The sequence below is a fragment of the Youhaiella tibetensis genome (assembly GCF_008000755.1).
In the GTDB taxonomy this organism is placed as follows: domain Bacteria; phylum Pseudomonadota; class Alphaproteobacteria; order Rhizobiales; family Devosiaceae; genus Paradevosia; species Paradevosia tibetensis.
Window position 1 is genome coordinate 469067 of the sequence record NZ_CP041690.1, and the last position, 20361, is coordinate 489427.

The 20361-nt window shown below is 64.9% G+C and carries 18 protein-coding genes; 11 read left to right on the forward strand and 7 right to left on the reverse strand.

The features are described 5' to 3' along the window. Positions 1-98: 98 nt before the first annotated feature. The 4 genes from FNA67_RS02370 to FNA67_RS02385 all read right to left on the reverse strand — a co-directional run bounded on the left by FNA67_RS02370 (position 99) and on the right by FNA67_RS02385 (position 1709). Positions 99-752, reverse strand: coding sequence for a hypothetical protein (locus FNA67_RS02370; protein ID WP_147654920.1), 654 nt, complete (start codon positions 750-752; stop codon positions 99-101). Positions 753-898: 146 nt separating this feature from the next. Beyond that, positions 899-1066 (reverse strand): DUF6471 domain-containing protein, encoded by a 168-nt coding sequence (locus tag FNA67_RS22170; RefSeq protein ID WP_244616441.1) that lies wholly within the window; start codon positions 1064-1066, stop codon positions 899-901. Continuing rightward, positions 1005-1451, reverse strand: a complete 447-nt coding sequence (locus FNA67_RS02380) for an ABC transporter substrate-binding protein (RefSeq protein WP_147654921.1) — start codon at positions 1449-1451, stop codon at positions 1005-1007. Before FNA67_RS02380 ends, FNA67_RS22170 begins: the two co-directional genes overlap by 62 nt. Positions 1452-1490: 39 nt before the next feature. Continuing rightward, on the reverse strand, positions 1491-1709 hold the full coding sequence (locus tag FNA67_RS02385) for a hypothetical protein (protein ID WP_147654922.1): 219 nt from the start codon (positions 1707-1709) through the stop codon (positions 1491-1493). Positions 1710-1857: 148 nt separating this feature from the next. On the opposite strand from FNA67_RS02385, the gene FNA67_RS02390 reads away from it, so the two are divergent. Then, on the forward strand, positions 1858-3858 hold the full coding sequence (locus FNA67_RS02390) for a BCCT family transporter (RefSeq protein ID WP_049708284.1): 2001 nt from the start codon (positions 1858-1860) through the stop codon (positions 3856-3858). A gap of 15 nt (positions 3859-3873) precedes the next feature. On the opposite strand, the gene FNA67_RS22370 is transcribed toward FNA67_RS02390, so the two are convergent. Both FNA67_RS22370 and FNA67_RS02400 read right to left on the reverse strand, forming a co-directional pair. Then, positions 3874-4911: a helix-turn-helix domain-containing protein gene (locus FNA67_RS22370; RefSeq protein ID WP_170267183.1), complete on the reverse strand. Its 1038-nt coding sequence runs from the start codon at positions 4909-4911 to the stop codon at positions 3874-3876. Between the two features lie 279 nt (positions 4912-5190). After that, on the reverse strand, positions 5191-6066 hold the full coding sequence (locus FNA67_RS02400; protein ID WP_147654924.1) for a bile acid:sodium symporter family protein: 876 nt from the start codon (positions 6064-6066) through the stop codon (positions 5191-5193). A gap of 402 nt (positions 6067-6468) precedes the next feature. Here FNA67_RS02400 and FNA67_RS02405 point away from each other — a divergent pair, with 402 nt between their 5' ends. The 5 genes from FNA67_RS02405 to FNA67_RS02425 all read left to right on the forward strand — a co-directional run bounded on the left by FNA67_RS02405 (position 6469) and on the right by FNA67_RS02425 (position 12894). Continuing rightward, entirely contained in the window at positions 6469-8118 is a 1650-nt protein-coding gene (locus tag FNA67_RS02405; protein WP_170267184.1) for an ABC transporter substrate-binding protein, read from the forward strand. A gap of 64 nt (positions 8119-8182) precedes the next feature. Beyond that, positions 8183-9139, forward strand: coding sequence for an ABC transporter permease (locus tag FNA67_RS02410; protein WP_147654926.1), 957 nt, complete (start codon positions 8183-8185; stop codon positions 9137-9139). After that, entirely contained in the window at positions 9136-10026 is an 891-nt protein-coding gene (locus tag FNA67_RS02415; RefSeq protein WP_147654927.1) for an ABC transporter permease, read from the forward strand. Before FNA67_RS02410 ends, FNA67_RS02415 begins: the two co-directional genes overlap by 4 nt. After that, positions 10023-11984: a dipeptide ABC transporter ATP-binding protein gene (locus FNA67_RS02420; protein ID WP_147654928.1), complete on the forward strand. Its 1962-nt coding sequence runs from the start codon at positions 10023-10025 to the stop codon at positions 11982-11984. Before FNA67_RS02415 ends, FNA67_RS02420 begins: the two co-directional genes overlap by 4 nt. 19 nt (positions 11985-12003) lie before the next feature. Beyond that, entirely contained in the window at positions 12004-12894 is an 891-nt protein-coding gene (locus FNA67_RS02425) for a DUF427 domain-containing protein (RefSeq protein ID WP_049707567.1), read from the forward strand. Between the two features lie 45 nt (positions 12895-12939). On the opposite strand, the gene FNA67_RS02430 is transcribed toward FNA67_RS02425, so the two are convergent. Then, positions 12940-13419: a MarR family winged helix-turn-helix transcriptional regulator gene (locus FNA67_RS02430; protein ID WP_049707568.1), complete on the reverse strand. Its 480-nt coding sequence runs from the start codon at positions 13417-13419 to the stop codon at positions 12940-12942. A 157-nt stretch (positions 13420-13576) separates the two neighbouring features. Here FNA67_RS02430 and FNA67_RS02435 point away from each other — a divergent pair, with 157 nt between their 5' ends. The 5 genes from FNA67_RS02435 to FNA67_RS02455 all read left to right on the forward strand — a co-directional run bounded on the left by FNA67_RS02435 (position 13577) and on the right by FNA67_RS02455 (position 20361). Next, complete coding sequence (locus FNA67_RS02435) at positions 13577-14344, forward strand: SDR family NAD(P)-dependent oxidoreductase (protein WP_147654929.1); 768 nt, start codon at positions 13577-13579, stop codon at positions 14342-14344. Positions 14345-14359: 15 nt separating this feature from the next. Next, the gene (locus FNA67_RS02440; RefSeq protein WP_049707570.1) at positions 14360-15142 is read left to right on the forward strand and encodes a crotonase/enoyl-CoA hydratase family protein; all 783 of its coding nucleotides are present in this window, start codon (positions 14360-14362) and stop codon (positions 15140-15142) included. Between the two features lie 28 nt (positions 15143-15170). Next, complete coding sequence (locus FNA67_RS02445) at positions 15171-17015, forward strand: feruloyl-CoA synthase (protein ID WP_210246423.1); 1845 nt, start codon at positions 15171-15173, stop codon at positions 17013-17015. After that, positions 17008-17895, forward strand: coding sequence for an amidohydrolase family protein (locus FNA67_RS02450; RefSeq protein WP_147654930.1), 888 nt, complete (start codon positions 17008-17010; stop codon positions 17893-17895). Before FNA67_RS02445 ends, FNA67_RS02450 begins: the two co-directional genes overlap by 8 nt. Before the next feature lie 84 nt (positions 17896-17979). Then, a complete protein-coding gene (locus FNA67_RS02455; protein ID WP_147654931.1) occupies positions 17980-20361 on the forward strand; it encodes an autotransporter domain-containing protein in 2382 nt (793 codons plus the stop codon).

The window sequence follows — 20361 nt, forward strand, 5'->3', positions numbered from 1 at the left end:
TCTCGACCAGTTCGAGCGCCAGTTCGAGCCCGGTCATGGTCGAGCCGAAGCAGCCTTATGTATCAAACGCACCAAGCCGGGGGCCGGTTGTGAATCGCCTACTCTTGGCGTTGCTGGTTTGGTCGTACGTTGGTTGCTTTCATGCTTCCAACGCGACGGGCAGGGAGGTTTTCACCGCGTTCAAAGGACCGGCTGGTTTCGATCAAGAAAAAGTTGATCGTCTGGGTATCTTTGAAAACATCCACCCACTGCAAAACACAGTCCGCGCTTACGTACCACTCTCCGTCGAACAGCTCTTGGCGAACCTTTGTGGGGAACGATATTTGCAGCGGGAGCGTCGCTTCAGACTCACCACCAGCAGGGATGCTGAAGAGTTCAGCTGTTTTAGCCTCTGTTCGCAGGAAGCCATCCATTGGGCTAGTACTGTGCAAGTTCGGAACGATCAAGCTCCCGAATACGACTGCGCTAGGGGATGGAGATGCGCCATAGTTGCGGATGTTGAGGTTGATGACGCAGAGTTGGTTCACCACCGTGTAGCTGCCACCGACGCAACTCAAATACGCCCTAGTCTGGGCTTGCCCGATGTCTCTAGCGGTTTGTTCCGACTTGATCGCGGCGTCAGCGGTACGCTTGGTTTCCTCGAAGGTGCGCCGCAGAAGGACCACGCCCACTACGCTGATGATGGTAGCGACAAGGGCGAAGCCGGTCATGGCCCATTGGGCGTACGTATCGCGCGCCGAAACCTCGGGCATCCAATACCCTTCGGATGGGCCGCGCTCTCCATAGCTGGCTTGTGCACCGCTGCTGTTGGTTTGGGATATTGGATTGGGCGCGCTGTATCGCGCTAAAAGTCCAAGCGCCGACACAAGAATGACGCTGCCTACAAGCAGCCCCAAAACTACAAGCGCAGATCGGTCGCTTCTATTGCCGCCAGACATTGCAGGAAAAACGCCGCCGTGAATTTGCCCCGAGAGAGCTTATTCCGCACGTTGGCCTCTTTTTCGTCAATGCCAATAGCCGCCTGCTTCTCGACTAGCTGGGCATAAGTGACGCCCTTGCGCTTCAAGCTGCTCGATGACAGCCGTATCGGTATAGGTGCCGCCGATGATGAGATCGGGCTGGAGCGCGGCGATGGCCTCGACGTCGAGCCCGTTAAAGCCCCCCACATATTTGATGTCGGTGTTCGCATAATCGATGCCCGGCGTATCCATGCCGCCGCGCATGTAGAAATTGCCATCCGCATCGACGCACCCGGCGCTGCCCACCACCGGAGCGCCCAGTTCGTAGAGCGGCAGCGCCACGATCTGGTCGTTGAGGGCCACGATGCGCTGCGGAGCGACGGGGATTTCGAAGGTGCCGTTGGCGGCGGTGAAGGAGCGCGTTTCCTGGGCGAAGGCCGGTGCGGCCAATGCCAGGGCCAGTGCCAGGGCGCCGGGCTTGAGCAGGTTCATTGCAATGAGATCCTCAGGGGGAGCGGGTGGGTTTGCGTGTTACCGGCGCGCGTCCGGCACCACCGTCGTCGGGTCGCCGTCGGCGGCGGCCTCGAGTATGGGAACGAGGTTTTCGAGGGCGACCGGAATGGAAAGCAGGGAGACGCGGGAGAGGGCGGCTATGGTGAGATCCCCGTATTCATGGGAGCGCTCATCCGAAATATGATTTTCAGAGTCAATAATTAGGAGCGTCACATCAAATTTGATCTGTGATGTCAAGTTTATGGGCCGGCGCGGCCATGGAAAACGGTTCGCGTTCCGCGAAATCGCGGGGTTCACCCCGAGGATCGCAGGCGAGGATGACTGCTCGAGGGAACGCGATGGCGTCCCAAGGGTTTAGCGTCCGTAGGGAGTGCAGGGACTGGCGGTGACAAAGAGTATCAATCCGGTCGTCTTCTTCGGCGCGAGCGCGATAATTGCGGTCTTCCTGATCGTCGGCATCCTGGTCCCCGAGGGGGCCGAGCGGTTCTTTTCGGCGATCCAGACCTGGATTTCCGATTCCCTAGGCTGGCTCTATATCCTGGCCGTCGCGGGGTTCCTGTTCGCCGTGCTGTTCGTGGCGCTCAGCCGCTACGGCAACCTTCGCCTCGGGCCGGACGATGCGAGGCCGGAATTCTCCTACCTCTCCTGGGTCGCCATGCTGTTTGCGGCGGGGATGGGCATCGGCCTCATGTTCTTTGCGGTGGCCGAGCCGATCCAGCATTTTTCCGCGCCTCCCGAAGCGCAGCCGATGTCGCTGGACGCGGCGCGCGAGGCGATGGTGATCACCTTCTTCCATTGGGGCGTGCATGCCTGGGCGGTCTATGCGGTGGTGGGCCTGTCGCTGGCCTATTTCAGCTTCCGCTACAACCTGCCGCTGACCATCCGTTCCGGCCTTTACCCGCTGTTCGGCGAGCGCATCAAAGGCACGATCGGCAATGTCGTCGATATCTTCGCGGTGGTCAGCACCATCTTCGGCATCGCCACCTCACTCGGGCTCGGCGTTCTCCAGATCGATGCCGGCCTGGGCTACCTGTTCGGCCTGCCGCAGGAGGCCTGGTTCCAGCTCGTGCTCATCTTCGTGGTCATCGGCCTGGCCACGCTCTCGGTCGTGAGCGGGCTCGACAAGGGTATCCGTCGCCTCTCCGAGCTCAACCTGATCCTGGCGCTGGTCCTGATGCTGTTCGTGCTGTTCGTGGGGCCGACGGGTTTCCTGCTCAAGGCCTTCGCGCAGAACCTGGGCAATTACCTCGACAGCTTCTTCAGCCGCACCTTCAATCTCTATGCCTATGAGCCGCGCCACTGGATGGGCGCCTGGACGCTGTTCTATTGGGCCTGGTGGATCGCCTGGTCGCCTTTCGTGGGCATGTTCATCGCCCGCATCTCGCGTGGCCGCACCATCAGGGAGTTCGTGATCGGCGTACTGCTGGTCCCCTCGGCCATGACCTTCATGTGGATGACGGTGTTCGGCAATACTGCCATCTGGCTCGATATGGGGCGGGCCGCGGGGGAGGTGTCGCGCGCCGTCAATGAGAACGTGCCCGTGGCGCTCTTCCAGTTCCTCGAGCTGTTGCCCCTGAGCGGAGTGACTTCGGCCCTGGCCGTCCTGCTCGTGGCCGTCTTCTTCGTGACCTCGGCGGATTCGGGTTCGCTCGTGGTCGATACGATCGCCTCGGGCGGCAAGTCCGATACGCCGGTCTGGCAGCGGATCTACTGGTGCGCCATCGAGGGCATCAGCGCCGCCCTGCTGCTCCTGGCGGGCGGCCTGTCGGCGCTCCAGACCATGACGCTGATCGCGGCGCTGCCCTTCACCCTGGTCATGATACTGATCGTCTTCGGCCTCATTCGCGGCCTGCAGGCCGACGTGGCGAGCCGGTCCGCGCAGCAATCGGTTAACGCGCGCCCCACCGCCAACCTGCCCTGGCGCAAGCGCCTGGCCCACATCCTGCACGAGCCGGGCGAGAAGGACGTCAAACGCTATATCGCCGAAATTGCCGAGCCGGCCCTGGGCGAAGTGGCAGATGAAATGCGCGCACGCGGGCAGGAGGCGACCCTGTCGCGCGACCCATCGGGCGCCGTGATCCTGACGGTCCCCGCCGAGAACGTGCGAAACTTCGTCTATGGCGTGCGCCCCGTCCGCGAGCTGACGGCCGCCTTTTCCGCCTCGGACCTGATGGGTGCCGAACGCCGGCGGCCCTATGTGTGGGTCGCGCGCACCGAGTTCTCGGACGGCTCGATCGGCTACGACATCATGGGGCTGCAGCGGGACCAGATCATCGACGACGCCCTCAGGCAGTACGAGCAGTACCGCACGCTGTTCCAGTCCAAGGAAGCGTCCATCTTCCTCAAGTCGCCCGACCCCGAAAGTCAGGAACGGCAGGCGGAGTAGGCTCTGCTCCGGCGCCTATCGGTCGCTGATGCGATGGAGCCAGTCGACGAAGGTGCTTTCGGTGCCGGGCAGGGCGTGGCCGTCGTGAGCGGCGGCGCGGGCCTCGCTGGGGCTGAAGCCGTAGCGGGCCGAGAATTGCCGGTTGAACGAACTCAGGTTGAGAAAGCCGTATTCGTAGGCGATGGCGCTGATGCGCCGGCCATCCTCGATCCTCGCCAGGGCCGCATAGCACGCGGCGAGGCGCCGGTTGCGGATGTAGGTCGCAACACCCCCATGCTGCTCGAAGAGGTAGAAGAGCTGGCGGCGCGACACGCCGATATTGGCGCAGATGGCATCGGGCGTCAGTCCCGGCCACTTGAGGTTGGCGTTGATGAAACGTCGCGCCCTGTCGAACTGGGCGGCCGCGATCGGCGCCCTGGCCGCCTCGATCGCGGCGGGACTGTTGACGACCATGGCCCGCACCAGATGCCCGAAGGCCTCGGTGATCGCGGAGGCATCGGCCTGGGTCAATCCGTCCGCCCGGGCGATCAGCGACAGCATGAAGTCGCGCACGATCTGGGACATCGGGCCTTCCATTACCTGGTTGGCGCCGCCCTCGAGATGCTCGGCTATGTCCCAGAAATCGTCGCGCGCAAAGAACAGGCTGCTGTAATTGGTATTGTCCATCTGCCCCGAGAACGGGGCCGCATAGGAGTGTAGCAGCAGGTTGCCGGGCGCAACGGAGAGTTCGCTGTCGTCCTTCTGGTAGCCGACCGGACCTTTCGTGACCACGCTCAGGCACCAGTGGTCGAGGCCCAGCCTGCGCTGAATATCGCGGGTGTAGCGGACATTCATCGGGGAGAGCTCGAACGAGGTGAGCTGGAGCCCGCCCAGGTGATAGGACGCCGAACTGGCGTCGAACCCTTCCGTCGGCGCGGTGACGGCCTCGAGCTCCGCCATCGAGTTGAAGGCCCGCCAGGCCTCGAACTGCTCAGTGACCTTGACCGATTGCGTCGAAAATTTCAGCCGGGGAACCAGCCGGCTTCCCTTGCCCTCGATATTGCGCAACGTCACGGCCTGCTTCCCCGGAGCCACCGAGGGTGGCATTGCAAAGACTTGGGTCGAAATGATTTCTCAAATTGTGTGACCGCAGAGCTCGTGGGGTCGCATGGGACCTCGCCCTGCCAATCCCCGGAAGGTTAGTGGCATCGCTCCGGGCTGGCAATGACCCTGCGTTCGGAGCGCGCAGCACCGCCATCACGAGCCAGTCTAGCCGGTTCGGCCCCGTTGCGCATGGGCCGGTACTGATGCCGGCGTGCAAGCCTTTTTGCATTCCATGCACAGTCGCCGCATTCAGGCCGCCACGACCGCCCGTGCCGGGAGGCGACGGCGCCAGAGCACGAACGGCATCGTCAGGAACCAGGCGGTGATCGAATAGATCACAGCGGGCAAGGTAGTGTCGGGCAGGCCCGAGCTCGCGCCCAGGATCAATAGTCCCACCGTGATGCCGAGCGAACCGTTCTGCGTACCCGACTCGATGGCGATGGTGGTGATGTCCTTCTCGTTGAGCCGGGCCAGCCTGCCGCTCAACAGCCCGATCAGCAGAAGGGCCGCGTTCATGACGATCAGCGCCGGCCCGAGGGCCCAGAAACTGCGTGAAAAGGCATCCCAGCTGTTGATCAGCGCCGCCAGGATCATCGCCAGGAAGAGCCAGAAGGCCAGTCGCGAAATCCAGGGGCCGGCGGTCGCCACCAAGCCGGGAAAGAACCGGGTGAGGGCCATGCCAAGGCCGACCGGAACGGCCGACAGCACGAAGACCTGCACCCCGAGCGCGCTCACGCTGATCGCCGGAGCGTCCGTGCCGAGAAAATGGGCGGCGCTCAGGGCCACGATGATCGGCAGGGTGATGGTGGACACCAGCGAGATCACGGCGGTCAGCGAGATCGAGAGCGGGACGTTTCCCCCGGCGTAGCGGGATGCCGAGTTCGACAACACGCCGCCAGGACACGCCGCCAGGATCATGACGCCCAGCGCCATCTCAGCGGGCAGCGCGAAGAGGGTGACAACGCCAAAGGCCACGGCCGGGACGACGATCAGCTGATTGAAGGCGCCGACGCCGAATGCCCTGGGCTGCGTGGCGATGCGCCAGAAGTCGGCCGCGCGCAGGCCCAGGCCGAGCGAAAACATGATCACCGCCAGAATGACGGGCAGAATGACCCCGATAAGCATCACCGCTCCCACCCATTACCAACATCGACTGAATACGGGCGAGGCATCTAGCGCAGATGAAATGCGGCAACAAGCTGCATGCCGCCGGTGCCCTGGGGCAGCGCCCCGCGTGATAGATCGGGCGAGGATCGTCGGGTGCGGAACGGCCCGCGATTCCATCCCGGCGCCCGGCCCCGCGAAACGATCGTTCCCAAACTTCGCGACCCGGTAGCCAGGCGTTCTCATTTTGCGTCTTGCCAAGCAAGAGAAAGTTATATTCAATAACTATATCGGACCGCACAGGGGAAGTTCGTGGTCTCGATCCGAAAGGGAAGGGCCTTATCGGCCGGTGGCCGGAAAGGCATGTGACGCACGGTGAATGCGTAGTGCAACAGTCGCAAATAGATCGGTTCGAGGGAAATTTTGGACAAGTTTTTCAATCGTCACACGTCGTTCCAGCTGGAAGTCGCCGACCAGCTCCGCAATGACGTCAAGTCAGGCGCGCTGTCGCGCCGTGAAGTGCTCAAGCGCGGTTCTGCGCTGGGGCTGTCCCTGGGCCTGCTGGGCGGGCTTTTCGGCTTCGACAAGTCGGTCCTGGCCCAGGAAACCCCCAAGCAGGGCGGCGTGCTCAAGCTCGGTATCGCCCGCCCGCGCGGCGTAGTCGATCCGCTGACCTCGCGCAGCCGCAGCGAAGGCTTCGTGCTCAAGCCCGTGCTGCCTCCGCTTGGCCGCCTGCAGGCGGACGGCTCGCTCGCTCCCGGCCTGGCCGAAAGCTGGGCGCCCAACGAGGACGCCACGGTCTGGACCTTCAAGTTCCGCCCGACCAAGTGGATCAGCGGCGAAGCCTTCACCGCCCACGACATCGCCGCCGCGCTCGATCTTCTGCTCGATCCGGCCAGCCCGTCGCCGACCGTTTCCGGCTATCGCGGCATCCTCTCGCACGGCAATTACGAAGTGCCCGACGACCAGACGCTGGTCTTCCACCTCGACCGTGCCTATGTCGACTTCCCGTACATCGTTTCCTACGGCGCCACGGCTTGGTTCCCGAAGGGCTACACCCAGGGTGACTTCGCCAAGGGGACCGTCGGCGGTGTCGGTCCGTTCCTGCTCAAGGAATATTCGGCCGACCGGGGCGCCAGCTATGTGAAGAACCCGGACTACTGGGACGCCGCCAACATCCACCTGGACGGGCTCGAAATCGTCTTCTTCGACGACGACCAGTCGATGGCCCTCGCCCTCCAGGGCGGGCAGGTCGATGCCCTGCCGGTGCTGGCAAGCTCGGCGGTGCTCGCGATCAGCGCCAACCCGGATTTCGAAGTGCTCTCGGCGCGTTCGAGCGCCTATAACTCGATCCGCATGCAGGTCGACGCCGAGCCCTTCACCGACAAGCGCGTCCGCCAGGCGCTGGCCTATTCCATCGACCGCCAGGCGATCGTCAACACCATCTATAGCGGTGCGGCCGATCTCGGAAACGACCACGTCTTCGCTCCGGCCTTCCTGCAATCGGCGGTGGTCAACGAGGCCATCCCGCAGCGCGTCCGCGACATCGCCAAGGCCAAGCAGCTTCTGGCCGATGCCGGCCACGCCGATGGTCTCAAGCTGACCCTGACCTCCCAGCAATACGCGGACATTCCGCAATACCTGCAGCTGGTGCAGTCGCAGGCCAAGGAAGCCGGATTCGATATCACGCTCGATCTCAAGTCGCAGGCCGAGTATTACGGCGCCGACGCCAACCAGCCTTGGCTGAGCGTGCCGTTCGGTGCGACCGATTGGGGCGAGCGTGCTACGCCTGGCGCCATGATCACGCCCGCCTACCTCACCGGTGCTCCCTTCAACGAGAGCAAGTATTCGAGCGCCGATTTCGACGCTGCGGCCAAGGCCTTTGACGGCGAGATCGACGTGGCCAAGCGTGGCCAGCTGGCGATCGACGCCGCCAAGATCATGCACGAGGATACCCCGACCATCATCGGCTACTTCGCCCAGACGCGGCGTCCGGTGAACAAGAAGGTCAAGGGCTTCCCGGCAGGTCCGGCTTCCCAGCTCGACCTCACCGGCACCTGGCTCGACGCCTGACACTCCTGAGCATCGGGGCCGGCCCGCCGGCCGGCCCCTCCTGCATTCCTCGCGCGAAACGCCGATGTTGACCTTTCTCCTCCGACGGCTCGCCCTCATAGGGGCCATGCTGCTGATCCTATCGGCGCTGGTGTTCACACTGGTGCAATTGCTGCCCGGCGACCTGGCGACGACGATCCTCGGCAGCCAGGCGACGCCCGAGCAATACGCCGCGCTGCGCAGCCAGCTCGGCCTCGATCAGCCTGTCTGGATCCGCTACTTCACCTGGCTCCTCGATTTCCTGCGCGGCGACTGGGGGCATTCGGCAAGCCTCGACCAGCCGGTTCGCGACGTCGTGCTCTCGCGCTTCGGCAATACGCTCAAGCTTGCCGCGGTGGCGCTGGTCATCCTCATTCCCACCTCGATCGCTGCCGGCATCGCCGCGGCGATGAACGAGGGCGGACCCATCGACAAGCTGATCTCGGTGGGCGGCGCGACGCTGACCGTGATCCCGGAATTCGTCAGCGGCATCATCCTGATGATCGTCTTCTCGGTCGGTCTCAAGTGGTTTCCGATCAACGCCATGGCGCCTGCCGATGCCGGCTTCATCGAGACCATCCACCACCTGATCCTGCCCGCGCTGCCCGTGGTCTTTGTCTCCTTCGGCTACATCGCCAAGATGGCGCGCAGCGGCACGCTGGAAGTGCTCGAGGCGCCCTATATCCGGACGGCGACATTCAAGGGGCTGAGCCGGGGGCAGATCGTCGTCCGCCACGTGCTCCGCAATGCGCTGCCGCCCACGATCTCGCTGTCGCTGCTGCAGGCGAGTTTCATCATGGGAGGGCTGGTCGTGGTCGAGCAACTGTTTACCTATCCGGGCCTCGGCAAGCTGCTGCTCGATGCCTCGACGTCGCACGACGTGCAGACGCTCGAAGCCGCCGTTCTGGTGGCCGGCATCGTGGTCATGGTGATGACGCTGCTGTCCGACCTGACGCTTGCCATTCTCGACCCGCGCGTCCGCATCGGAGGAGGGGCACGATGAGCGACACTCCTTTGGCTGCGCTTCCCGAAGCCGCTCCGTCCGCCGCCGCCCAGCGCAGACGGCAGCGGGCCTATATCGCGCGCCAGCTCCTGGGCAATCCCGGCTTCATCATTGGCGCGGCGGTCATCCTCTTCTGGTGCTTCATCGCCGTGGCCTGGCCCCTGGTCGTGCCCTATGGGCCGTTCGATACAGGCATCGGCATTCCGCTTGCCGGCCCGAGCCCCGAACACTGGATGGGCACCGACGACCTTGGTCGCGACGTCTTCTCCCGCGTCCTGGCCGGCGCCTCCGACGTGCTCTCCATCGCCCCGCTGGCCACCGTGATCACCATCGGCCTCGGCACCCTCGTGGGCCTTTGCGCCGCCTATTTCGGTGGCTGGATCGACAACCTGCTGATGCGCTCGGTCGATATCCTGCTGGTGTTTCCGCCCATCATCATCGCCCTGATGATCATCTCGGCCATCGGCGCCTCGCAGCTGACCATGATCGTCATCATCGGCCTGTTCGGCGCGCCTGCGGTCAGCCGCACCATCCGGGCGGCGGCGCTAAGGCAGACCAACAAGGACTACATTTCGGCCGCGCTCATGCGGCGCGAGAACAACGCCTATATCCTGCTGCGCGAAGTGCTGCCCAACATCTCGGGGCCGGTGGCCGTCGAGACCACGATCCGCTTCGGCTACGCCATCTTCGCGGCCGCTTCGCTGTCGTTCCTCGGCGTTTCGCTCCAGCCGCCTGCGGCGGACTGGGGGCTGACGATCACCGTGCAGCGCATCTACCTCCAGGTGCAGCCCTGGTCGGCGCTCGGTCCAGCCCTGGCGCTCGCTTCCCTCGTCATCTCGGTGAACCTCATCGCCGACCGGCTCAGAAAGGTGCTGGCCACGCCATGACCAATCCAGCGCTCGAAGTCAGGGATCTTTCCGTCGCCTATTCCAGCCAGGGTCGCCTGCTGCCGGTGCTCGAGGATATTTCGTTCTCGGTGGCGCCGGGCGAGGCATTGGCGGTCGTCGGTGAATCCGGTTGCGGCAAGAGCACGCTCGCCGCCAGCATTCTCGGCGTCCTGCCCGGCAACGCCTCGATCCTGAAGGGTGCGATCACGATCGGCGGGCTCGATACGACCCGCGCCGGTTTCGAGGCGATGCGCGCCATTCGGGGCACGCGCATCGCCATGGTCTCGCAGGAGGCCGGCGGGGCGCTCAACCCCTCCATGCGCATCGGCCGGCAGGTGATGGAGGCGGTGGTCGCGGCCCGCAAGGTCGGCAGAGCCGAGGCCGAAGCCGCCGCGCTCGATCTGCTGACACGCGTCGCGCTGCAAAATCCCGCCGCCGTGATGCGCCGCTATCCGCACCAATTGTCCGGCGGGCAGCAGCAGCGCGTGCTGATCGCCATGGCGCTGGCGGGCAACCCGTCGGTGCTGGTGCTCGACGAGCCCACGACGGGGCTCGATGCGACCGTGGAGGCCGAGGTGATCGACCTCATCGCGCACCTGCGGCGCGAATACGCGGCTGCCATCGTCTTCATCAGCCATAACCTGCCGCTGGTGTCGCGCGTGTGCGAGCGCATCGCCATCCTCTATGCGGGACGGCTGATCGAAATCGGCGCGACCGCGGCAGTTACGGCGAAGCCCGCGCATCCCTATTCGGCGGCGCTGCTCTCGTGCCTGCCGAGCCCGCAACACCACAAGATCCTCAACCCCGTGGCCCCGATCCTGGGGGAAGTGCCGCCGCCGGACAACCGCCCGGCCGGTTGCATCTATGCGCCGCGCTGCCCGCTGCGCACCGACAACTGCACCGCAAAGCAACCCGAGCTGCTTGCGGTGGGAGAGGATCATTCCAGCCGCTGCCTCTATCCGGACCGGGTCGACGCCGCGGAGGCCCAGAACCCGATAGCCAGCCAGGTGCCAGCGATCGCCGATGAGCACGTCCTCGAGGTCGAGCATCTGGTCAAGCGCTATGGCGATCTCACCGTCTGCGACGACATTTCCCTCACGATCCGCCGTGGCGAGACCTTCGGGCTGGTCGGGGAATCGGGCAGCGGCAAGAGCACGCTGGCGCGCTGCATTGCCGGGCTCATCACGCCCGAAAGCGGGGTCATCAGGCTCAACGGCAGGCCGCTCGCCGGTCAGACGCGCCAGCGCGAGCTCGGCGAAATCCGGGCGTTGCAGATGGTGTTCCAGAGCCCGGAAGCCACGCTCAACCCCTCCTTCTCCATTCGCCAGACACTCGGGCGCGCCATCAAGAAACTCTCGCGGCGCGGACAGGAAAAATCCGAGGTCGGAACGCTGGCCAAGGATGTGCGCTTCCCCGAGGGCCTGCTCGACCGGCGTCCGCGCCAGTTGTCCGGCGGCCAGAAGCAGCGCGTCGCCATCGCCCGCGCCTTCGCCGGAAAGCCCGAACTCGTGCTCTGCGACGAGCCGGTCTCGGCGCTCGATACGTCGGTGCAGGCGGGCATCCTCTACCTGCTCACGCGGTTGCAGGTCGAAGACCGGGTCTCCTACCTCTTCATTTCCCATGATCTCGGCGTCGTCCGGTATCTCGCCGATCGGGTCGGGGTCATGTATCTCGGCCAGCTCGTCGAGACCGGGCCGACGCACCAGATCTTCGCCGGCCCGCGCCACCCCTATACCGACGCGCTGCTCAAGGCGTCCGAGCGCGAGATCGGCGGTTCCCCGCGCAAGGGCGCCTCGATCGACCAGGTCGAGCCCTCCGCCAGCGCCTGCCGCTTTGCCGCCCGCTGCCCGCACGCCACCACCCGTTGCACGACCGAAGCGCCGCCATGGCGCATCGGCGAGGACGGCCACCAGATTCGCTGCCATCTCGATCTCGAGACCCTGCGCAGCGTCGCTTAACTCACCAGGGAGATTATTTGTGACCCAGACTACCAATGCTGTCGTGAAGGACGATCCTTTCACCCTGGCTTTCCGTGGCGCCTTCTTCGTGCTGCATCCCCCGATGCGACGCATCCGGGCTGAGTTCCGCGGGCGTACGGTCGCCGATTCCGAGCAAGCCTATCTCTTCATCGAATTCCGCGACCCGCGCGAACGCGCCCGCGAGATGGAGGAGAACACCTACTGGATGGGCCGCTGCGAATATTACTGGCCGCTCGAGCACGCCGACCTTTCGGCCTTCGTCGCCAATGGCAAGCGCCGCCACGACCCGCGCATCGGCGAGGGCGCCTTCTACGACATGGTCGTGGACGGCAAGGTCATCGACGATGCCGCCTGGATCTGGGACAAGGCCGAGGGCGACGCCGAGCCGCTGCGCAACTACATCGCCATCAACAGCCGCGCGCTCGACGGGCTCTATGAGGAAGAGGACCAGATCACCGGTCCGCGCAACCCCTACCACTCGGTGGAAGTGCGCCACTCGAGCCGGCACGTGCAGGTCGAGGTGGATGGCGTGATCGTGGCCGACACGCACCAGTCGCGCATCCTCTACGAGACCGGACTGCCGCCGCGCTTCTACATCCCGCGCCAGGATATTCGCGGCCAGTACCTGACCCCGACCGACCTGCGCACGACCTGCCCCTACAAGGGCGAATGCGCCTACTGGACCGTGCAGACCTCGGGCGAGGCGCGCGAGAACATCGCCTGGAGCTACGTCCACCCGTATCCGAACGCCGGCAAGATCGAGCACCTGGTCTCGTTCTACGAAGAGCGCGGCGCGACGGTGATCGTGGACGGACAGCGCAAGCCGGCTCCCGGCACGCCGTTCCCGCCCGGCTTCATCGTCAAGCCGAAGCCTCGTCTCGTCGAGTAGCAGGGCAGGCGGGGCAGGGCCGCTCCCACGGCTCTGCCCTTCCGGTCAAAGCGGCCTGTGGGGCGTCAGCCTGTCGAGCAGTGCCATCAGCTGGTCGCGGGCGTCGATCCCGCCCAGGACATCAATGCAATGCGCCTCGAAGTCATCCTGAGTCTGCCGTATCTGCCGCGTCAGGTCCTTGCCTGCCTCGGTGAGATAAAGCGCGTGGGCGCGGCGATCCGCAGGCGGCTGCGCAAGCTCCACATAGCCACGCTCGACCAGCCCCCGGATCAGGGCGACGAAATTGGCCTTCTTGATGCCAAGCACGTCGCCGATCTCGTTCTGCCGGCGGCCGGGATTGTCCTCCACGAGGACCAGGATCGAATACTCGGAAGGCCGCAAGTCGTATTTGGCGAAGCGCTCGCCGAATTGCTGGAACACGTAGTGCTGTGCACGCCGCAGCCGATATCCGATGACCTTGTCCATCGAGGACATGTCGATCTCCGACCGGCTCTTTTTCCGCGTCGCGCCCTCGGCAGCCGCCATGGATCTCTCCCTCTCCAATACCCCAAGTCCTTGCATTATCGAGGCTTCGAAGCCGAACGCAACGCCAGACTGAACAACAACCACTTTCCGCCACAACCGGCGGCCCTTGCTCCTATAATAGTTATATGAAATAACCAATGCCGGGTAGGAGGACTTGATGGAAATTGCAGGCAAAGTAGCGCTGGTGACCGGAGGCGGCAGTGGACTCGGGGCCGCCACCGCGCTGGCGCTCGCAGCCGCCGGCGCCAAGGTCGGCGTCTTCGACAGGGATGGCGAGCGGGCGCGGGAGATCGCGGCGCGTTGCGACGGATTGGCCCTTAACGGCAGCGTCACCAGCAGCGCCGACGCCGAGGCCGCCGTAGCGCGGCTCGTGGAGCGCCATGGCGAAGCACCGCGCATTCTCGTCAATTGTGCCGGTATCGGCACCGCCGCCCGCATCCTGCCCAAGGATGGGACGCTCACCATCGACGCGTTCGAGAAGACCATCGCTACCAACCTGACGGGCACGTTCGTCATGCTCTCGGTCGTGGCGAGGGTCATGTCGGGCCTGACACCTGCCAATGACGACGGGGAAACCGGCATCATCATCAATACCGCTTCGGTCGCCTATGAGGACGGCCAGATCGGCCAGGCGGCCTACGCCGCCTCCAAGGGTGGCATCGCCTCGATGACGTTGCCGGCGGCGCGCGAACTGGCGCGCTTCGGGATACGGGTCGCAACCATCGCGCCCGGCCTTTTCGAAACCGCCATGACCGAAGGGCTGCCCGAGGAAGCGCGACAGGGCATCGTCCAGATGCTGCCTTTCCCGCGTCGTCTCGGCCTCCCGCGCGAATACGCGGCCACGGCCCTCCACATCATTACCAATCCCATGATCAATGGCACCGTCATCCGCCTGGACGGCGCCGTACGCTTGCCGCCGCGCTGAACTGGAAAAAGCTGCATGAACGCCCTGGAACCCACACCCACCCTGGTCGATATTTCGATTGATGCCGAAATCGCCACCCTCACGCTGGCGCGCCCGGAAAAGCGCAACGCGCTCAACGATCGGACCATCGAAACCCTGGGCAACTTCTTCAGCGCCCCGCCTCGCGAGGTGAAGGTGGCGATCCTGACCGGTTCGGGCGGACACTTCTCGGCCGGGCTCGATCTTTCCGAGCACGTCGCCCGTACCCCCGAGGAAACCATGGCGCACTCGCGCCAGTGGCACCGCGTGATGGACAACATCCAGTTCGGCGGCCTGCCGGTCATTTCGGCGCTCGAAGGCGCCGTCATCGGCGGTGGGCTCGAAATGGCGGCGGCGACGCATGTGCGCATCGCCGATGCGACGGCCTTCTTCCAGCTTCCCGAGGGGCGTCGCGGCATTTTCGTGGGCGGCGGCGGTTCGGCGCGCATCGGGCGCATCCTGGGCGCCGATCGCATGGTGGAGATGATGCTCACCGGCCGCACCTTTGCCGCCGAGGAAGGCGTTCGCCTCGGGCTGGCGCACTATCTCGTCGATGCCGGGGCGGCCTTGGCGAAGGCAAAGGAAATCGCGGCCCAGGTCGCCTCTAATGCCCCGCTCTCGAACCTCATGATCATCCAGGCGCTCAGCCGCATCCAGGACATGTCGCAGGCCGATGGCCTCTTCACCGAAAGCCTGGCAACGGCGCTAGCCCAATCGAGCCAGCACGCTCAGGAGGGCCTCAAGGCCTTCCTCGAAAAGCGCGCACCGCAATTCAAGTAAGCCGTCGGCGAGCGAGGGAGGAGGCATCGTGACCCAACAGGCAATTATCGCGCGCAAGCAGGAGGGGTTCCTGCCACAGGCGGTGGAGATGTCCACGCGTCCGGATGGCGCCATCATTTTGCGCTCAAAAATCGCGCTCCAACCGGCTGCGGCCAAGACGAGTGACTGGTTGCGCGACTGGGCCAAGAAAACGCCCGCAGCGACTTTCCTTGCCGAACGCTCGGGCGAGGGCTGGCGCGAGGTGGCCTATGGCGAGGCACTGGAGGCCGTTCGCGCCATTGCCGCGTCGCTGCTGGGGCTCGGACTCGGCCCGGATCGTCCCATCGTCGTGCTGTCCGGAAACAGCGTCGACCACGGATTGCTGGCGCTTGCAGCCCAGTATGTCGGCATTCCCCTGGTGCCCCTCGCCGAGCAGTACTCGCTGATCCCGGGTGCCCATGGCCGGCTGGTGGGGATTGTCGAACAGGTGCGTCCGGGGGCGGTCTTCGTCGCCGACACCGCCAAATTCGCGTCCGCCCTGACACTGGACGTGCTCAAGGGCGCGACGGTGCTCGCCACCAGCGGCGAGGGCGCTATCCTGATGGACGAATTGCTGAGCGGAGACTCTGCCGCCACCGATGCCGCCAACGCGGCTGTCGGCCCCGACACGCTCGCCAAGATCGTTTTTACCTCCGGTTCGACCTCGGCGCCCAAAGGGGTGCTGACGACCCACCGTATGCTCTGCGTCAACCAGATGCAGATGGGGCAGGTCTGGCCGTTCCTGCGCAAGCGCACGCCGCGCATCGTCGACTGGCTACCCTGGAACCACGTGTTCGGCGGCAGCCACAACTTCAACCTGATGCTCTCTAATGGCGGCGCCCTCTATATCGATGAGGGCAAGCCCGCGCCCGGCCTCATCGACCGGAGCGTCCGCAACATCACCGACATCGCCCCGACGATCGCTTTCAATGTGCCGATCGCCTATGCGCTTCTGGTCGAACGCATGGAGAGCGATGCCGGATTCCGGCGTGCCTTTTTCGAGGACCTGGATCTCATCTTCTATGCCGGGGCGTCGCTGCCTGCCGACACCTGGCAGAAGCTCGAGGCCATGGCCGTCGCCGAAAAGGGTTACGCGCCATTGATGTCATCGAGCTGGGGCATGACCGAGACTTCGCCGGCCAACCTCATGGTGCACGAAGTCATCGAACGCGCCGGCATCGTCGGCGTGCCGCTGCCCGGCGTCGAGATCAAGCTGCTGCCCGACGAGGACATGCGCTGCGAAATCCGGGTCAAGGGACCCAACGTCATGCCCGGCTATTTCCGCGACGACCGACGCACCGCCGATGCCTTCGACGAGGAAGGCTTCCTGATCACCGGCGACGCCATGCGTCTGCGCGACGGCAACGATCCGGATCGCGGCCTGACTTTCGATGGCCGCATCGCGGAAGACTTCAAGCTGGCGACCGGGACGTGGGTGCACGTTTCAAAGCTCCGTCTCGCCGCGCTGGCCGGCTTCAAGCCGGTGGCGAGCGACCTGGTCATCGCCGGCCACGACCGCAGCGAAATCGGAGCCCTGATCTTCGCCAGCCCCGGGACGCTCAGGACCATGGGCATCAGCGCCGATCCGGACGCCGGGCTCATCGACCATCCGGTGCTGCGCGCCGCCGTGGAGGAGCGCCTTGCCGAAATGGGGCAGCAGTCGACCGGCTCATCGAACCGCATCACGCGCGTGGCAGTGCTCGCGGAGCCGGCTTCGCTCGGCGAGGGCGAACTGACCGACAAGGGCAACCTCAACCAGCAGAAGGTGCTCAAGCGCCGCGCGCATCTGGTTGCGCGCCTCTACGACGATGCCGACCCGGCCGTCATTCGCATTGGAGACACCAGCCGTGGTTGATTTCGCCGCCGTCCGCGCCATCGACTTTCATACCCATGCCGAGGAGCCCTGCGGCCACCACGCCGATGATGGCTATGACGATCTGCAGGCCTCGATGGCCAAGTATTTCAAGGCCTCGTTCAGCCATCCGCCCACCATGGCGGAGACGGCCGCGCACTATCGCGCCCTCAACATCGCCTGCGTGATCTTTCCGGTCGATGCCGAGCGCGAGACCGGCTACCGCCGCTATGCCAACGAGGAAGTTGCCGAAATCGCCGCGGCCAACAGCGACGTGCTGATCCCCTTCGCCTCGATCGATCCGGCAAAGGGCAAGCTCGGAGCGCGCGAGGGGCGCCGGCTCGTGTCCGAGTTCGGCATCAAGGGCTTCAAGTTCCATCCGACCATGCAGGGGTTCTTCCCCAACGATCGCAGCGCCTATCCGCTCTACGAGGCCATCGCCGAATCCGGCGTGCCGATGCTCTTTCACACCGGCCAGACCGGGGTAGGGGCCGGGATGCCGGGCGGCAACGGCATGCGGCTCAAGTATTCCAACCCGATGTACATCGATGATGTGGCGGCGGATTTCCCGGACACCCCCATTGTCCTGGCGCATCCGTCCTTCCCCTGGCAGGACGAGGCGCTGGCCGTCGCCACGCACAAGCCGAACGTCTATATCGATCTGTCGGGTTGGTCTCCCAAGTACTTCCCGCCGGTGCTGGTGCGCTACGCCAACACCATCCTGCGCCACAAGGTACTGTTCGGCAGCGACTGGCCGATGATCACCCCCGAGCGCTGGCTGGCCGACTTCGAGACCTTAGACATGAAGCCGGAAGTCCGGCCCTTGATCCTCAAGGAGAACGCCATGAAGCTGCTCGGCTCTGCGCCGGATCGAGCGGCCTGAGCGCACAACCGCAACGCCCCTGGGCAAGGAATAAGGTGGAGGAGCAGGGTTGACCGGGATACGGCATTCTGCGAACCACTTGGTATGTTTAAAGCCATTGCCGCGCGGCTGGTCCGTGCCTTCGCCCTGTGTCTGGTACTGACGGGCGCCGCCCAGGCCGCGCCTCCCGCGACGGTTTCGGTCGCGGTGCCGGGTAATGTCACGTTCGGGATAGGGCAATCGCTCGACTTGTTCGTGAACTGGAACCAAACCGTCTTCGTCTCCGGCACACCCAGCATATCGCTTGTCGTCGGGACGACGACGAAGCAGGCCTCTTACATTTCGGGCTCCGGAACCAGCCAACTGCGCTTCCGTTACCAGGTGGCGGAATCGGACTACGATTTGGATGGCATTACCGTCGGTGCGTTAGGCCTGAACGGTGGCACTATCCTCAACGTGGGCAGCGAAGTCGCCAATCTGACGCTTAACTCCGTCGGGTCGACTGCTTGGGTTCTCGTGGATGGCATCCGGCCGACCGCGACGATGTCGCTGGTCGGCACCCCGGCTGGCAGCGACGCCTCGGTGCAGTACAACCTGACCTTCAACCAGGCCGTCACCGGCGTCGACATCTCCGATTTCGAGCTGACGCTCGGCGCCGGTGTGTCGGGGCGGGTCGCGCTGGTAACGACAAGCAACAACATAACCTACCTCATCACGGTAGACGACCTGGCGGGCCAGGGGACGATCGGGCTTGCTCTCAAGGACAACACCAACATTGGCGACAGTGTTGGCAATGCGCCCGAGGGTTTTCCCGGTCCCGTTCACAGCGTGGCCAGGCCCTTTGGCCTGAGCGGGTTCAGCGCACCCGGGGTGGCGTTCTCTCCCGCCTTCGACAGGGACACGCTTTCATACGCGGCGTCCGTGCCGGCCAGTCCTTCCACGATCTCGATTACCTTCAATGGCGAGGGGACAGGCACGATCATCCGTGCCAACGGAACCACCTACGCCTCCGGGGCAACGATCCCGTTCGCTCTGGTGGCCGGCAGCAACGTGGTCACGGTCGCCACCGAGACCACGCAGGGGATCGTCACGACCTACACGATCACCGTGACGCGGGCCGCCGCTTCGGCAAATGCCGAACTCGCCGCGCTCGTGCCCAGCGCGGGCTCGCTTTCGCCGGCCTTCGCTCCTGGAACCGCCGCTTACCAGGTGTCGGTCGGCAACGAGATCGACACCTTCAGCCTGACGCCGACCGTTGCCGACCCGGACGCGACCGTGGTCGTCAACGGCACGCCGGTAACGAGCGGCTCGGCCTCGCCGTCCGCCACGCTCGCCGTGGGAGCCAACCCCTTCAGCGTCGTCGTTACGGCGCAGAACGGAGACACGTTCACCTATACGGTCGACGTCACAAGAGGCACGGGCTCGGCGATGCCCGACCCCAGCGCAAACGCCACGGTCGAGGGCATCGCCAACGCCCAGTCCGCGAGCGTGCGCGGCATGCTGAACACCCAGGTCTCCAACCTCACCGGCCGCATGCAGCAACTGCACAATGAAACCAGCCGCCGCCAGAACAGCATCGATGTGCAGATGGCGCTGAGCGCCTTCGGCCCCGACGTGTCGCAGGCCATGGGCTACCTGCCAAAGATCGATCCCTTGGCTGGTGTCGATCTCGGCCCGTTCGCAGTGTGGGCGGGCGGGTTCGTCGATTTCGGCAAGAGCGGCAGCGGGCTCGACCTGAGCAGCGTCACGGTCGGCGTGAGCGGCGGTCTCGACTACCGCTTCAGCGACTTCTTCACCGGCGGCTTCGGCATCGGCCTGGGCCGCGACCGTACCGACATCGGCGGCGACGGATCGCGCAGCGAGACGCAATCGGTAACCGGGGCGCTTTACGGCAGCTACAAGCCGATCGACAACTTCTTCATCGATGGGCTCATCGGGGCCGGCTCGCTCGACCTCGACAGCAGGCGCTTCATCTCGGCCTCCGACTTTGCCCTCGGCAAGCGAAACGGGCGGCAGCTCTTCGGGTCGCTGACGGCGTCCTACGAGTTCCGCGAGGGCAAGTGGCTTCTCGCGCCCTATGGGCGCCTGGATGCCTCGCGCTCGTGGCTGGACGGCTATTCCGAAACCGGCGGCGCCGGCATGGCGCTGGCCTATGGCGACCAGACCATCGATAGTCTCTCGGGAACCGCAGGCATCCGCGCCGAATACGGATTCGACATGGATTGGGGTACGCTCATGCCCGGAGCGCGGGCCGAGTTCACCCACGGATCGGAAGCCAGCAGCCGGATGGAGCTCGGCTACGTTGCAGTGGGTGGCATGCCCTATGCGATCGGCGAGCAGCGATCCACGAGGAATACCCTCAGCCTCGGGCTTTCCCTGGACGCCTATGTCGATACCGGCCTTACCCTGGGCATCGACTATCAGGCCTCCGCCAGCGGGGACTGGCGCAGCCAGGGCGTGAGCCTGCGCCTCCGCTCCCGGTTCTGA

Coding starts and splice junctions, on each gene's coding strand:
- FNA67_RS02370 (WP_147654920.1), bottom strand. CDS start 752: ATGCCCGAGGTTTCGGCGCGCGATACGTACGCCCAATGGGCCATGACC.
- FNA67_RS02380 (WP_147654921.1), bottom strand. CDS start 1,451: ATGAACCTGCTCAAGCCCGGCGCCCTGGCACTGGCCCTGGCATTGGCC.
- FNA67_RS02400 (WP_147654924.1), bottom strand. CDS start 6,066: ATGCTTATCGGGGTCATTCTGCCCGTCATTCTGGCGGTGATCATGTTT.
- FNA67_RS02410 (WP_147654926.1), top strand. CDS start 8,183: ATGTTGACCTTTCTCCTCCGACGGCTCGCCCTCATAGGGGCCATGCTG.
- FNA67_RS02415 (WP_147654927.1), top strand. CDS start 9,136: ATGAGCGACACTCCTTTGGCTGCGCTTCCCGAAGCCGCTCCGTCCGCC.
- FNA67_RS02420 (WP_147654928.1), top strand. CDS start 10,023: ATGACCAATCCAGCGCTCGAAGTCAGGGATCTTTCCGTCGCCTATTCC.
- FNA67_RS02430 (WP_049707568.1), bottom strand. CDS start 13,419: ATGGCGGCTGCCGAGGGCGCGACGCGGAAAAAGAGCCGGTCGGAGATC.
- FNA67_RS02435 (WP_147654929.1), top strand. CDS start 13,577: ATGGAAATTGCAGGCAAAGTAGCGCTGGTGACCGGAGGCGGCAGTGGA.
- FNA67_RS02440 (WP_049707570.1), top strand. CDS start 14,360: ATGAACGCCCTGGAACCCACACCCACCCTGGTCGATATTTCGATTGAT.
- FNA67_RS02455 (WP_147654931.1), top strand. CDS start 17,980: ATGTTTAAAGCCATTGCCGCGCGGCTGGTCCGTGCCTTCGCCCTGTGT.